Origin of the sequence: Corynebacterium sp. MSK012 (genome assembly GCF_030232435.1) — a bacterium.
Lineage (GTDB): Bacteria > Actinomycetota > Actinomycetes > Mycobacteriales > Mycobacteriaceae > Corynebacterium > Corynebacterium jeikeium_D.
The window spans coordinates 45,750-59,367 of record NZ_JASPJU010000013.1; the positions used below are offsets into that span (position 1 = coordinate 45,750).

Here is a 13,618-nt window from a genome sequence, read left to right on the forward strand (position 1 = left end):
TTAATGGGCCTGCGGGATGTATCTGTTTGCTGAACAGCCCCTATTCTAGCGCGCCACGGATGCGGTTAAGGCCGAAAAAGCACATTTGCATCATACAAACCAATTGTTATAATTCGAGCCCTAACTGCATTTTTGCATGATACAAATGCCGGAAAGCAGTTTCGCCAAAGCACTAATTCCACGATCGTTTTCAAACGAGAAAAGAGACCGTATCTTCAGCATGACAACGCATACGACCACACAGAACAGGCACAAACAGAACGAGCAGGACGAGCAGCACGGGCAGGACAAGCTCTTCTCCCCCGCGTTCATCATCAGCTGGCTGATTAACTTCAGCATGTACCTGGTGTTCTACCTTTCAATCACGGTCATGGCGCTCTACGCCGTCCAGCGCTTCTCCGCCTCCGATGCCGCCGGTGGCTTCGCCGCCAGTTCTTTCGTGGTCGGCGCCACCATCGCTCGTCTCTTTTCCGGCTACTTGGTGGACACCTTCGGTGGTCGCAGAATCATGCTTGGCTCGCTCGCTGTCATCGTGGCGGCCTGTGCCGCCTACCTGTGGGCCGCATCCCTGCCGGTCTTGATTGCAATCCGCATCATCCACGGCCTGACCTACGCATTCGCTTCCACCGCCGTGATGGCCGCCGCCCAAACCGCTATTCCGGCTTCGCGGCGCGCAGAGGGAACTGGCTACATTTCGCTCGGCACCACCCTGGCCACAGCGATTGGCCCAGCTCTCGGCCTTGCCCTTATTGGTTCGGTCGGCTACGGCGTCCTCTTTGCCACAGCCCTCGGCCTGTCCATTGTCGGACTGGTGCTGGCGCTCGTTCTGCCACAACCCAACGAGCCTGCCACTGTGGCAACCAAGGACGAGGCCACCGAAGACTCGTCGGCAAGCGAGACGAAGCGCACGTTTTCCTTCGATGACATCATGACGCCGAGAGTGGTGCCAATCGGCCTGTTCATGCTGCTCGTCGGCCTGGCGTATGCGGGCGTGATTACATTCCTGAACCGATACTCGCAGCTGAGCGGCCTGACTAGGGGCGCCAGCTTCTTCTTCATCGCCTATGCGGTGGCGATGATGGCGGCGCGTTTCTCACTGGGACGCCTACAAGATCGCCGCGGCGACAACCCCGTCATCGCCATCGGCCTGGTGTGCTTCACCATCTCACTGCTTGTTCTGGCTTTCGCTAGCGCTGACTGGCACGTTATCGCCGCCGGTGCGCTCTGCGGCCTGGGCTACGGCACGCTGATGCCGGCCTGCCAGACCATCTCTGTGCACCTGGCCCCGGCACACAAGTTGGGCACGGGCATCTCGACGCTGCTCTTGCTTGTCGACGCGGGCATCGGCCTCGGCCCAATCGTGCTTGGTTCGGTAGCCGCCACTATGGGCTTCGACAAGATGTACGCAGGCCTGGCGGTTGTGGTGGTTCTCGCGGCCGTCTTCTACTGGTTCGTGCATGGCCGCAAGCCTGTTGCGAGGCGCCATCGCGTGGATCTTTAGAACTAATTGGTGTGCAGTCACTTTTTACAGGTGAATATCGGACAAGGAACACCGATAGCAGTTATGTGTCGTGAGTCACCTATACTTTCCCCCATGACTGAATCATCCACACCACAGAGCATGATTTCGATTGCCGAGGTGAACAAGCACTACGGCGATTACCACGCTTTGCGCGACATCAACCTGGAAATCCCAGCTGGCCAGGTCGTAGTTATCCTCGGCCCCTCCGGCTCTGGTAAATCCACACTGTGCCGAACCATCAACCGCCTGGAAACCATCGACAGCGGCGAAATTCGCATCAACGGCAAGCTCCTTCCCGAAGAAGGTAAGGAACTCACCCGCCTGCGCGCTGAGGTCGGCATGGTCTTCCAGCAGTTCAACCTCTTCAGCCACATGACCATTCGCGACAATGTCACGTTGGCCCCACTGAAGGTCCGCAAGATCTCCAAAGCCGAGGCCCGCGAGCGTGCGGACAAGCTGCTCGCCCGTGTCGGCATTGCGGAACAGGCTGACAAGTACCCGGCGCAGCTCTCCGGCGGTCAGCAGCAGCGCGTCGCCATCGCACGCGCCCTGGCCATGGACCCGAAGGTCATGCTTTTCGACGAGCCCACCTCCGCGCTCGACCCGGAAATGATCAACGAGGTCCTCGATGTCATGACCGACCTGGCCAAGGGCGGCATGACCATGGTCTGTGTCACCCACGAGATGAGCTTCGCCCGCCGCGTGGCCGACCGCATCCTGTTCATGGCCGACGGTGCGATTGTCGAAGACACCGACCCGGAGACCTTCTTCACCAACCCGCAGAGCGATCGTGCCAAGGACTTCTTGGCCAAAATCGTCGGACACTAGGCGGGGCTGGTCACCATGAAGCTTTCACTATTACGAGGAGGCCATGGTCGCAGTCGCAACCAGGGCCGCCGAGGTGTCGTCGGCAAGCGAGTTGCGGCGGCTGTCGTAGCAGTTGCCACGACAATGAGCCTCGCGGCCTGCGGTAGCGGCGGACCCCGAAACCTGCTGGCCGATATCGAAGCCGGGCACGTGACGCTGGGTACGAAGTTTGACCAGCCGGGTCTCGGCGAGCGCACCCCGGACCGTGAGTTCGCGGGCGTCGACAACGATGTTTCCCGCTACGTCATTGAGTACATCGCCAACAAGAACGGTTGGGATGTGCCCGAGATGGAGTGGCGCGAGACCCCGTCCGCTCAGCGCGAGACGCTGATTAACAACGGCGAGGTCAACATGATCGCCGCCACCTACTCCATCAACGCTGGCCGCCTGGCTGCGGTCGACTTCGCCGGCCCGTACCTGGTCACGCACCAGGCACTGTTGGTGCGCGGTTCCGAGGGCATTCAGGGGCTTGACGACGTCGCCCCGGGCACTCGCCTGTGTTCTGTATCCGGCTCCACCCCAGCGCAGAAAGTCAAGGACGCTCTACCGGAGGTGCAGCTGCAGGAGTTCGATACCTACGCCGCATGCGCGGAGGGTGTGAAGCAGGGTGTCGTCGATGCCCTGACCACAGATGCGACTATTCTCGCGGGCTTCGCCCAGCGCTACAAGGAACGCTTCGGCGACGACTTCCGCGTGGTCGAGCTGCGCAACCCCGATGGTTCCTACTGGACCAATGAGTACTACGGCATCGGCCTGCCCAAGGGTGATGATGCCAGCCGTGAGGCCATCAATGAGGCGCTGGAGTCGCTGTACGACACCGGTGAGCTTCAGAAGATCCTGAAGAAGCATTTGGGCGACAAGTTCGAGCTCGACGACAAGCCGGCAATCGGCGATCTGTCGTTCGTAGAGAAGAAGTAGGAAGGGGTGCGAGCAAACAATGAATCCAGAACTATGGAGTGAAATGGGGCCGGAACTGCTTCCGGCTTTCTGGGTAACCATCAAACTGACGATTGCTTCGGCAATTGGTTCCCTGATTTTTGGCACGCTTCTCACCGCTATGCGCGTGAGCCCCGTGGGAATCCTGCGTACCCTGTCGACCTGGTACATCAACATTGTCCGCAATACCCCGCTGACGTTGATTGTGCTGCTGGCCTCGATGGGTCTCTACTACAACTTGGGGCTGCTGCTGGCTGCGGAGAATGACTCCTTCATTGTCAAGCAGAACTTCCGTCTCGCGGTGTTGGCGTTTGTTGCCTACACCTCGTGCTTCGTTGCGGAGTCCCTGCGCGCCGGTATTAATACTGTGCCGTTCGGGCAGGCCGAAGCCGCCCGCTCCCTGGGGCTTAGCTTCGGCCAGAGCTTCCGCTACATCATCTTCCCGCAGGCGTTCCGTGGCGCTATCGTGCCGCTCGGCAACACCCTGATCGCGCTGACCAAGAACACCACGATTGCCTCGGTAATCGGTGTGGCTGAAGCGTCGCTGCTGATGAAGACCATGACCGAAAACTACGCCAGCGATATCCTGATTATCTTCGGCATCATCGCTGTCGGCTTTATTATTCTGACTCTGCCGACCGGCCTGTTCTTCGGCTGGGCTGGCAAGCGATGGGCGGTGAAGCGCTAATGGCTACTCGCGCAACAGTTCTTTACGACGCGCCGGGCCCCAAGGCTCAGCGCTTCAACCGAACCCTCACCTGGATCGTGGCTGCAATCACCGTTGCGATCCTCGCCGGGGTCGGAATGAAACTGGCCGACAAGGGCCAGTTCGAGGCGAATAAGTGGTCGTTCTTCCTCGAATCCACCACTTGGACCACGTACATTCTGCCCGGTCTGGTCAGCACCATTGTCGCGGCTGTCGTCTCTATTGTGTTGGCACTGGTGATTGGTGCTCTCCTGGGCGTCGGCAGGCTGAGCCCGGTCGCACCGGTGCGCTGGCTGTGCTCGGTGATTGTCGAGTTCTTCCGCGCCATTCCGGTGCTGGTGCTCATGCTGTTCGCCTACTCGGTGTTCGCGCTTTGGCAGCTGTTTCCGTCGAACTACCTCGGCTTTGCCGCCGTTGTGTTTGGCCTGACCATGTACAACGGCTCCGTCATTGGCGAGACGCTGCGTTCCGGCATCGAGTCGCTGCCGAAGGGCCAGCGTGAGGCCGCGATTGCGCTGGGTCTCTCCCACCGCCAGACGATGGTCACTATTTTGCTGCCGCAGGCAGTCGCCGCCATGTTGCCGGCGATTATCTCGCAGATGGTTATTGCGCTGAAGGACTCCGCGCTGGGTTACATGATTGGCTACGTCGAGGTTGTCCGCTCCGGCCGCCAGCTTGGCGAGTACTACGGCGCCATGATTCCATCGCTGGTCGTCGTGGCGATCATTCTCATTGCCATCAACTTCGGTCTTGCCAACCTTGCCGAGCGTATCGAAAGCCAGCTCCGCGCCGGCCGCGCCCGCCGCAACATCATTGCGAAGGTTCCGCAGCAGCCTGATGTCGGTGTCACCACCAAGGACCAGGCCAACGTGGACTGGCACGATGAGGACTACAAGGACCTCCGAGGCACCTACGAGTAAAGCTAATCACGGCTTACTGCCGCACTCGCTTTACGACGAACACAGCGACGCCGCCCATGGAAACTACTTTTGGTTTCCGCTGGGCGGCGTTTTTGTTTGGCTACGGCCTCTGCCTTCGCTCTTATCGATGCACTACTCACTGATGGCCACGCTACAGCGCAACGATAGGTGAATAGCGTGGCCACAAGTGCCGGGCACTACTGCGACCGTGCTCTACTACGACTCAGACTTGGTCTCCGATTCCTCTGGGCTCTCTGATTCCGACTTCTCGCCAGACTCAAACTCACCTTCAACGACCACATCGGACTGAATAACCAGACGTCCCTCTTCATCGTGGGTGTACTCAAAGCGCGGCAGCTCATTGCCCTCTTCGTCGTAGCCCGGCGCGGGTGCGGCTTCGTGCTTCTCCAACTTCTCTGGAGTATCGGTCTTCTCCCACTGGCGGGTAACCGGCTTGCGCACTGCCATGTGGTCATCACTCATGCCTTTGACCAAGGAGTACATCATCACAAAGTGGAGGAAGAAGAACGGTACACCGATAACAATCACGGCAGACTGCAGCGCTTCCAGTGCGGTTTCACCAGAAATCAGCAGCAGAGAAGCTGCCACAGCACCAATCATGACGCCCCACAGCACGCGGTAGAAGGTCGGAGCCTTGTTTTCCTCACCGGTAGACATCATGTCCATCACCATCGAAGCGGAGTCAATGGAGGTGACGAAGAAGATCATAATCACAAAGAGCGCAAACACACTGACAAGGGTTGCCAGTGGGTACTGCTCCAGCAGGATAAATAGAGCCGGCGAGGGATCCCCTCCTTCGACGACTGGTTCCGTCAGAATGCCCGGCTGCTCATTTTCCAGTTCGAAGCCAGCGCGGCCGAAGATAGAGAACCACATGATTGACACGATTGTCGGCAGTGCAATCACACCGGCAATGAACTGACGGACTGTACGGCCGCGGGAAATACGGGCGACGAACATGCCCACAAATGGCGACCAGCAGATTGTCCAGGCCCAGTAGAAGACCGTCCAGGCGCCCTGTTTCCAATTCGGGTTGACGTCGTAGGAGTCAGTCCAGAACATGATGCGAGGCAGCGCATCCAAGTAGACACCTGTCGTATCGACGGTCTGGCGCAGCAGCGTCAATGTCGGGCCCATGAGCAGCACGAAGACCATCAATGCCATGGCGGCCCAAATGTTCGCATTGGACAACACCTTAATACCTTTGTCCAGACCGCGGGCCACGGAAATCGAGGCAATCACAATAATGATGGCAATCAGAATGAGCTGCACCATCGAGCTTTCCGGGGTACCGATTACACGTGCAGCACCGGAGTTAATCTGCAGCGCACCCATGCCCACCGATACCGCGATACCGACGACGGTACCGATGATGGCGACGGCGTCGATAAGCTTGCCCGGCCATGAGTAGATGCGGGTACCGAGCAGCGGCGCGAAGATGGAGGAGACGCGCGGCGGCAGGTGACGCTTGTAAATGAAGTACCCCAGCGCGAGCCCCGGCAGCGCCATGATGACCCACATGTGAATACCCAGGTGGTAGATGGTAAATGCCATCGCAGTGTTCTGAGCTTCGCGGCTCATCGGCTCTTGACCGAACGGCGGGTTGTAAGCGTGGTTGAGTGGTTCAGCCACGCCCCAGAACATCAGCATGGAGCCAGTACCACCGGCGAAGAGCATGCCGAACCACTCGGCGATGGTGTATTCGGGCTCTTCGTCATCATCGCCAAGCTGGATGCGTCCGTAGCGGGACACAAACAAGCCGATGAGGAAGATAAAGCTTGCCGAGACACCACCGATGAACAGCCAGCCCATGTTAGACGTAACCCAATCGGAAGCGGCCGAGTAGGCATCCCGAGCGGTATCCCCCAGCGCTATGGTCACTGCCACAAAGAGGACAATGAAACCCATCGCTGTCGTGAAGATCAACGGGTCGGTCGGCAGGTTCTTAAGAAAACCGCCCGACTTCTTTTCTTGCGTTTTTACTTGTGGCGTTTGTGTAGATCCCATTATCGGGGTCAGCGCCTTTCACTTCTAGATTGTCTGTCTCAGAAAAGACAGCTCGGAAGACACATTCCTCCCAAGTCGGTTATCTACGTTACAAAAGGAAGCCCAGTCATTCTCAATAACTAAGCCTTTGTGCTGTAATTGCGACTTTTTCCTTCGAGTTCACGCTGGTTTAACTGAACGTCAAAGTGGAAAACCTATCGTTCGACTCCATGCAGCTTTCCCGTCGCAGCGCTCTACGTTTAGGCGCATCCACCGCACTTGCCACTTCAGTCACGCTCGCTCATGCCTCTAGAGCTGCGGCTTCAGCTACACCGGGTTCGCCGTCACTGGCCTCCCCAGGGTTACTGCGTTCTCGGCCACAGCTCACCCACGGCGTTGCAAGTGGCGATATCCGCGGCGACGGCGCATTGATTTGGGCTCGCTCAGACCGCCCCGCCCATATGGTGGTTGAAACTGCTGCAACTGAGAGCTTCCAGAATGCCAAGGTATTCCGCAGTAACTCTCTGTTAACTCCAGACACTGACGGCACCGGACGTCTACGTGTCGTCGGTCTCGAACCGGGGCAGGAAATCTTCTATCGTGTCACGCTCGAAGAGGCAGATACTGGAATCTGCTCTGATCCCGTTATCGGCACCTTCCGTACTGCCCCAAACCGCGCATCCAACATCCGCCTGCACTGGTCCGGCGATGTCGCAGGTCAGGGTTGGGGAATTAACGACGAAATCGGTGGATACACCGGCTTTTCCACCATGATGGAGCGCAATCCAGACCTATTCATTCACTCAGGCGACACCTGCTATGCCGACGGTCCGCTGGATGAATCCGTCACGCTTTCCGACGGCACTGTGTGGCGCAACCATGTCACGACAGCCAAATCCAAAGTTGCTGAAACCCTCGAGGATTATCGCGGCCAGTACTCCTACAACCTCATGGACAAGAACTACTTGGCCTTCAATGCGCAGGTTCCGCAGCTAGTCCAGTGGGATGACCACGAAACAGTCAACAACTGGTACCCCAACGAAGTCCTAGACGATGATCGCTATACCGAGCGCGATGTCAACACCCTGGCCAAGCGTGCCTACCAGGCCTTCCATGAGTGGCAGCCAATTGATCAACAAATGGCTGTAGATGGGCGCGTCTACCGCAAGGTTTCCTACGGCCCGTTGCTAGACATATTCATTCTGGATATGCGCAGTTACAAGGGAGAAAACACTTCCAATAATCCGCGCTCGACAACCGAAGAACCAATCCTTGGCGAAAAGCAGACCAACTGGTTAATCGACTCCCTCAAGGACTCCCGCGCGACGTGGAAGATTGTTGCTAATGACCTACCGCTTGGAATCATCGTCCCCGACGGCGACGATGGTGACCAAGAAAGCGTATCCAATGGTGCCGCCGGTGCACCTGCAGGACGTGAACGTGAAATCGCCCGCCTGCTCAGCGCCATTAAAGATGTTTCAAATGTCGTCTGGCTCACCGCCGATGTGCACTACACCGCGGCTCACCACTACAGCCCAGAGCGCGCACAGTTCACCGACTTCGCACCCTTCTGGGAATTCGTCTCCGGTCCTCTCCACGCGGGCGCATTCGGCCCCAACGAAATGGATTCGACCTTCGGGCCGAAGGTGGAGTACGTCCACGCACCGGGTAAAGACAATGCCAACGCCGACCCCACACAGGATTTCCAGCACTTCGGCGAAGTCGATATCGACGGCGACTCACGCGAGATGACCGTCCGTCTGCTCACCACTCGTGGCACCGAGTTGTGGTCGACAACGCTGAAGCCGCAGGCGTAGGCACACTGTTCAACAGCGCGTGGCGGTAGCCACTAATTAGTGCGTTCCGCCACGCTTTACGACGGTCTCCTGCCCCGCAGCCTGCCAGGCCACAATGCCCCCGTCCAGATTGATGAGCTCCGGTATGGCGCCATCAGCCTCAATCTCGCTGGCCAACAGCTCAATTGCCTGTTGCGAGCGGGCACCCGAGTGGCAGTGAATCAGAACTCGTGGGTAGTTCGACTGGAGGTTCCGCTCAGCCCACGCTTCGCGAATCGCAGCCCACCCACGGCTGCGAATGTTGCCGAGTGGCACAAGCACAGATCCGGCAATGGCAGCCTCCGCGTGTTCTTCAGGCTCGCGTACATCGATGAGAGGCACACCCTCGGCAAGAAGCTCGTGCGCCGTGTTGGGGCCAATGCTGCGCATGCTCTGCGCCGGGGCCTCCTCATCCTCGGTCCACGAAGCTGCGCACACCTGCGCAATTTCGGTCAAGTCGGAAACGGGTTCGCGCTCCGGGTCGGCTGCAAAGGACAGTGGGCGGGTGGTTGCCTCCAGGGCGTCGATAAGCACGAGTTTGCCGACGGCGACCTTGCCGACACCAGTGAGCACCTTGATAGCTTCGACGACCATCATGGAGCCGATCTGTCCGACCATTGCGCCGAGGACACCGCCTGCGGCGCACGACGGCACGGAGCCGGGATCGGGGATGTCGGGGTAAAGATCGCGAAGCATGGGGCCGTGGCCAGGCCAGAAGACGGACAGTTGCCCTGCGAACTGCAGAATCGTGGCCCAGACCAGCGGCGTTCCGGTCAGCTCCGCGGCATCGGAGGACAGGTAGCGCGTGGCGAAGTTGTCCGCGCCGTCGAGCACTACATCGTGAGTGGCGAAGAGCTCCTCAGCATTGTCGACGCTTAACCTGCCGACGATTGCGGTCACCGATGCCTCGGAGTCAAGGCGCCGCACGGCATCCGCGGCAGATTCGGCCTTCGGGCGACCAATATCGGACTCACGGTGAATGACCTGGCGCTGAAGATTGGACTCGTCGACCACGTCATCGTCAATGATTGTGATATGCCCGACCCCTGCCCCGGCCAGGTATAACAGCGCAGGCGATCCCAAGCCACCAGCTCCGATAACGAGGACGCGGGAGGATCGCAAAGTTCGCTGCCCCTCGGCACCAAAGCCCGGCAGTGTTAGGTGCCGCGCGTACCGGCGCAGGTCGCGGTCCGAAAGATTGACACCCTGCTCCGCCATTACAGAGAATCCTGCTCGCGTGCGCCGCTGACGCGCTCAGTGATGATGCCCTCAAACGACGAGCTCGCCTGGGCCAGTCGACGCCGTGGAATGCGGCCGGACTCGCGAGCAGTCAGTCCTGCCTCAACGCCGAAGCGCATCGCCGTGGCCATGCCCACCGGATCATGTGCACGGGTCACTGCGGATGCCAACAGCACTGCATCGCAGCCAAGCTCCATCGCCTGCGCTGCCTCAGACGCGGTACCGATGCCCGCATCCAGGATGATGGGCACATTCGCGCGGTCCACAATCAGCTCGATGTTGTGTGGGTTAAGAATGCCCAGGCCAGTACCAATCGGCGAGCCCGCCGGCATGACAGCTGCACAGCCCAGATCCTCCAGCCGCTTGGCCAGCGCCGGATCGTCGTTGGTGTAGGCGAAAACGACGAAGTCGTCAGCTACCAACTGCTCCGCTGCCGCGACCAGCTCGACCGGGTCGGGCAGCAGCGTGTCCTCGTCGGCGATGACCTCGAGCTTCAGCAGGTTGGTTTCCAGCGCCTCGCGGGCCAACTGCGCAGTCAGCACCGCGTCACGAGCGGTATAGCACCCCGCAGTATTCGGCAGCGCCGCAATATTGTTGCGCTGCAAAATCTCAAAAACGTTCTGCTTCGTACCGGGCGTAAAGCGGCGCATCGCCACCGTAGTCAGCTCAGTGCCCGAAGCCACCAGCGCGCGCTCCAGCGTATCCATGCTGGTCGCACCGCCAGTTCCCATAATCAGACGGGAGTTCAACTCCAGTCCGCCAATGCGCAGCGGTTCGCGTGTAAGTCCGCTCGCCGTCCCGGTTTCATTTTCCTGCGCGGACATATTTGCTTGTGCGGAATTCTCGGTCATCTCTAGCCTCCCTGAACTGCTGTCACGATGTCGATTGCACCTGCCACGGGCGTGGTCGCCCACTTGGCACGCGGAATCACCGCACCATCCACGGCTACTGCAATCCCCAGGCGGGTACCGTTCGCGGCGGTGCCGTCGTCGTTAAGCGCGTGCCCCGTGTGCTTTGCGACGAGATCTGCGACCATCTCCCCCGCAGCCGGTGTGTAGCCTTCGCCATTGAGTGTTGTGGTGGACATAAGCGAGCCTCCTCTAGTCGCTGAAGCGGAATGGATCGACGGCGGAAAGAAGCGCTGGGTCGTTATCATTTTCTCGACCTGCGACGACATCGGCCGTGAGCTTGGAACCGATGGCCGTAAGCAGAATGCCGTGACGGAAGTAGCCGGTGGACACGGTCAGTCCTGGAGCCACGCGGCCAATCATGGGGACATCGTCCGGGGAACCCGGCCGGGCGCGGGCGGTCATCTCGTAGATTTCGCAGTCGAGAATGCCGGGCACTAGGCGGTATGCGTCGCGGAGTAGCTGGTGGACTCCTTCGGCGGAGACGCCGGTCAGGTCATCTTCACGCGAGGTAGCGCCGAGCACGACGGTGCCGTCAGCACGCGGGACGATATAAACCGGACGCCCCTGAACCACACCGCGAATAGTGCGGGTGACCAGCGGCTGCAGGCGCTCCGGTACACGCAGACGCAGCACATCCCCATAGACCGGGCGCAGTGGCAGATTCAGATTCTCCGGCAGACCGGTGATATCGGCAGTGTTCAACCCCGCGGCCAGAACGACCTCATCGGCGAGGTAATCATTTCCGTCCGCACCGCGCAGACCGATGGCGCGGCGGGGGTCGGCATCGGAAGCGTAGATAACCTCTTCCACGCGAGTGCGGATGACGCGGTCTCCTAGAATGGTCAGCAACGCCTCTGCGAGCAGACGCGGATTGACCTGGTGATCTCCCGGAATATCCACCGCACCAACACAGCCCGGCCCCAGTGCCGGTTCTGCCCGGCGCGCCTCGGTGGCGGTGATGCGGTTGATCTCCATGCCCATGTCATGCTGCAGCTCAACGAGCTCGCTGAGTGTCTGCCGGTCGGCAGCATCGCCCGCACAAACAAACGTGGAATTCTCGATGTAGCCGACATCGTGGCCCGATTCCTCGGCGATAGCCAGGGCAAAGTCGCGGTAGAGCTTGCCCGATTCCACCATCAGCGGATACAGCGTCGGCTGATCCCACACGACTTCGGCAACCGGCGCCAGCATGCCAGCCGCGGCGAAGGTTGCGCCGGAAACGGGCTCGGCATCGAGGACGGTCACATCGAATCCCTGGCGGAGTAGTCTCCATGCCGTCGCCAAGCCGATAATGCCCGCGCCTGCGATAACAACGCTTGACGACGTATCCCCTGTGCCGCCCTCACTTGTCGAGGCGGCACCCATAGCGGCAGCATTCACTGCCATTCCTCCCTCCGGCGGCATAACCCGCATCAGGTAAAAGCGGTCGGCGTTATTCGCCCTCTCAGCCAGCGGCATCTCATCGATACCGAGTACGGCTCCCGCGGAACGTGGTACTCCCCCCATCATATGACTTCGGGCTCTCCGTCACGACACCGCATCCTCAACCTCGCCTAACATGGGGACATGAACGCCTCATCAGCTGCCACTCGCACAACACGACGCGCCCTGCTTGCCGACGCCCGCCTGTACCTCTGCACCGACTCGCGCGCATCCCGCGGTGATCTGCGTGAATTCCTGCACGCCTGTTACGAAGGCGGCACCGACATCATCCAGCTGCGCGACAAGAAAGTCGACACCCGCGACGAGATTGCCGCTGTGGAGACCCTCGCCGAGGTCGCCGCTGAACACGGCAAGCTCTTCGCCGTCAATGACCGCGCCGACATTGCCGCGCTGACCGGCGCAGACATCCTGCATGTGGGTCAGGAAGACCTCACCACCGAGCAGGCCCGCCAGATCGTTGGCCCCGAGGTTCTCATCGGCCGATCCAACCGAAATCTGGACATGTTCGCCGCCTCGCTTGCCGACGATGGCATCGATTACGCGGTAATCGGCCCGGTGTATGCCACCCCGACGAAGCCCGACCGTCAACCCGTCGGAGTCGAGATGGTCCGTGAAGCTGCGGCACTCGTGCGGAGGGCGCGTGCACAGGGTTCAGCGGAGTCCCACCAGGATTCCGTGGCCGATATTGTGCGCCCACACGACCGCGGCGCAAGTGACCCGGTAAAGCCATGGTGGGCAATCGGCGGTATCAACGCCGAGACCGCCGGCGAAGTTATCGCCGCTGGCGCGGAGCGCATTGTGGTGGTTCGCGCACTAACCGAGGCAGCAAATCCGGAAGAGGCAGCGCGTGCTCTGCGCGCTGTGGTTTCACCAAGGAGCTAGGACGCTGTGAATATTAATTCACAACAAGACGACCTTCTGACTCAAGCTAAAGCGAATAGCAATGGCCGCGCTGCGGAAATTGTTGTCCACGACGGCCCGCTACGCCAGACTCTCATCGCACTGACTGAAGGAACTGAGCTTTCCGCCCATAACTCGCCGCCCGCAGCCTCGATGCTTGTTCTTGTTGGCGAAGTTGAAATCACCGGTGCCGATGAAACCACGATTTCCGAGGGCAATCTCAAAGTGCTCACCCACGTCAAGCATGGCGTGAAAGCTCTAACAGATTCCGTGTTTTTGCTGACCACGGTCACAGGCGTCGACGGAATCGACAGCCACGGCGACAAGTAGCA

The 13,618-nt window shown here is 59.8% G+C and carries 13 protein-coding genes and 1 riboswitch; of the genes, 8 read left to right on the forward strand and 5 right to left on the reverse strand.

Going from position 1 to position 13,618, the window contains the following annotated elements; all coding sequences use genetic code 11:
* Positions 1-220: 220 nt before the first annotated feature.
* The 5 genes from QP977_RS09805 to QP977_RS09825 all read left to right on the forward strand — a co-directional run bounded on the left by QP977_RS09805 (position 221) and on the right by QP977_RS09825 (position 4,951).
* Entirely contained in the window at positions 221-1,501 is a 1,281-nt protein-coding gene (locus QP977_RS09805) for an MFS transporter (protein ID WP_284847274.1), read from the forward strand.
* 120 nt (positions 1,502-1,621) lie between these two features.
* Positions 1,622-2,350 (forward strand): amino acid ABC transporter ATP-binding protein, encoded by a 729-nt coding sequence (locus tag QP977_RS09810; protein ID WP_042388208.1) that lies wholly within the window; start codon positions 1,622-1,624, stop codon positions 2,348-2,350.
* A 15-nt stretch (positions 2,351-2,365) separates the two neighbouring features.
* Positions 2,366-3,307, forward strand: a complete 942-nt coding sequence (locus QP977_RS09815; RefSeq protein ID WP_070827669.1) for a glutamate ABC transporter substrate-binding protein — start codon at positions 2,366-2,368, stop codon at positions 3,305-3,307.
* A 19-nt stretch (positions 3,308-3,326) separates the two neighbouring features.
* Entirely contained in the window at positions 3,327-4,013 is a 687-nt protein-coding gene (locus QP977_RS09820; RefSeq protein ID WP_048733083.1) for an amino acid ABC transporter permease, read from the forward strand.
* Positions 4,013-4,951, forward strand: a complete 939-nt coding sequence (locus tag QP977_RS09825) for an amino acid ABC transporter permease (protein WP_070827671.1) — start codon at positions 4,013-4,015, stop codon at positions 4,949-4,951. The genes QP977_RS09820 and QP977_RS09825 overlap by 1 nt, the downstream gene beginning before the upstream one ends.
* Positions 4,952-5,167: 216 nt before the next feature.
* On the opposite strand, the gene QP977_RS09830 is transcribed toward QP977_RS09825, so the two are convergent.
* The gene (locus tag QP977_RS09830; RefSeq protein WP_070827673.1) at positions 5,168-6,979 is read right to left on the reverse strand and encodes a BCCT family transporter; all 1,812 of its coding nucleotides are present in this window, start codon (positions 6,977-6,979) and stop codon (positions 5,168-5,170) included.
* 209 nt (positions 6,980-7,188) lie between these two features.
* Here QP977_RS09830 and QP977_RS09835 point away from each other — a divergent pair, with 209 nt between their 5' ends.
* A complete protein-coding gene (locus QP977_RS09835; protein WP_070827675.1) occupies positions 7,189-8,775 on the forward strand; it encodes an alkaline phosphatase D family protein in 1,587 nt (528 codons plus the stop codon).
* A gap of 36 nt (positions 8,776-8,811) precedes the next feature.
* Here the strand turns inward: QP977_RS09835 and QP977_RS09840 are convergent, their stop codons facing one another.
* From QP977_RS09840 to thiO, 4 genes are all read right to left on the reverse strand, one after another.
* Complete coding sequence (locus tag QP977_RS09840) at positions 8,812-10,011, reverse strand: ThiF family adenylyltransferase (protein ID WP_070438815.1); 1,200 nt, start codon at positions 10,009-10,011, stop codon at positions 8,812-8,814.
* Positions 10,011-10,856 (reverse strand): thiazole synthase, encoded by an 846-nt coding sequence (locus QP977_RS09845; RefSeq protein ID WP_070601152.1) that lies wholly within the window; start codon positions 10,854-10,856, stop codon positions 10,011-10,013. The genes QP977_RS09840 and QP977_RS09845 overlap by 1 nt, the downstream gene beginning before the upstream one ends.
* Positions 10,857-10,885: 29 nt before the next feature.
* Positions 10,886-11,119 carry a sulfur carrier protein ThiS gene (gene thiS, locus QP977_RS09850; RefSeq protein WP_049189685.1) on the reverse strand — a complete coding sequence of 78 codons (234 nt, stop codon included), beginning with the start codon at positions 11,117-11,119 and terminating at the stop codon, positions 10,886-10,888.
* A 13-nt stretch (positions 11,120-11,132) separates the two neighbouring features.
* The gene (thiO, locus tag QP977_RS09855; protein WP_246821845.1) at positions 11,133-12,329 is read right to left on the reverse strand and encodes a glycine oxidase ThiO; all 1,197 of its coding nucleotides are present in this window, start codon (positions 12,327-12,329) and stop codon (positions 11,133-11,135) included.
* Positions 12,316-12,438: riboswitch (TPP riboswitch) on the reverse strand. (Overlaps the previous gene by 14 nt.)
* A 71-nt stretch (positions 12,439-12,509) precedes the next feature.
* On the opposite strand from thiO, the gene QP977_RS09860 reads away from it, so the two are divergent.
* Positions 12,510-13,268 carry a thiamine phosphate synthase gene (locus QP977_RS09860; RefSeq protein ID WP_069359122.1) on the forward strand — a complete coding sequence of 253 codons (759 nt, stop codon included), beginning with the start codon at positions 12,510-12,512 and terminating at the stop codon, positions 13,266-13,268.
* A 6-nt stretch (positions 13,269-13,274) separates the two neighbouring features.
* Complete coding sequence (locus QP977_RS09865; RefSeq protein ID WP_049172151.1) at positions 13,275-13,616, forward strand: cupin domain-containing protein; 342 nt, start codon at positions 13,275-13,277, stop codon at positions 13,614-13,616.
* Positions 13,617-13,618 lie beyond the last annotated feature (2 nt).

Coding starts and splice junctions, on each gene's coding strand:
- QP977_RS09835 (WP_070827675.1), top strand. CDS start 7,189: ATGCAGCTTTCCCGTCGCAGCGCTCTACGTTTAGGCGCATCCACCGCA.
- QP977_RS09830 (WP_070827673.1), bottom strand. CDS start 6,979: ATGGGATCTACACAAACGCCACAAGTAAAAACGCAAGAAAAGAAGTCG.
- QP977_RS09825 (WP_070827671.1), top strand. CDS start 4,013: ATGGCTACTCGCGCAACAGTTCTTTACGACGCGCCGGGCCCCAAGGCT.
- QP977_RS09845 (WP_070601152.1), bottom strand. CDS start 10,856: ATGTCCGCGCAGGAAAATGAAACCGGGACGGCGAGCGGACTTACACGC.
- QP977_RS09815 (WP_070827669.1), top strand. CDS start 2,366: ATGAAGCTTTCACTATTACGAGGAGGCCATGGTCGCAGTCGCAACCAG.
- thiS (WP_049189685.1), bottom strand. CDS start 11,119: ATGTCCACCACAACACTCAATGGCGAAGGCTACACACCGGCTGCGGGG.
- QP977_RS09810 (WP_042388208.1), top strand. CDS start 1,622: ATGATTTCGATTGCCGAGGTGAACAAGCACTACGGCGATTACCACGCT.
- QP977_RS09805 (WP_284847274.1), top strand. CDS start 221: ATGACAACGCATACGACCACACAGAACAGGCACAAACAGAACGAGCAG.
- QP977_RS09820 (WP_048733083.1), top strand. CDS start 3,327: ATGAATCCAGAACTATGGAGTGAAATGGGGCCGGAACTGCTTCCGGCT.
- thiO (WP_246821845.1), bottom strand. CDS start 12,329: ATGGCAGTGAATGCTGCCGCTATGGGTGCCGCCTCGACAAGTGAGGGC.
- QP977_RS09860 (WP_069359122.1), top strand. CDS start 12,510: ATGAACGCCTCATCAGCTGCCACTCGCACAACACGACGCGCCCTGCTT.
- QP977_RS09840 (WP_070438815.1), bottom strand. CDS start 10,011: ATGGCGGAGCAGGGTGTCAATCTTTCGGACCGCGACCTGCGCCGGTAC.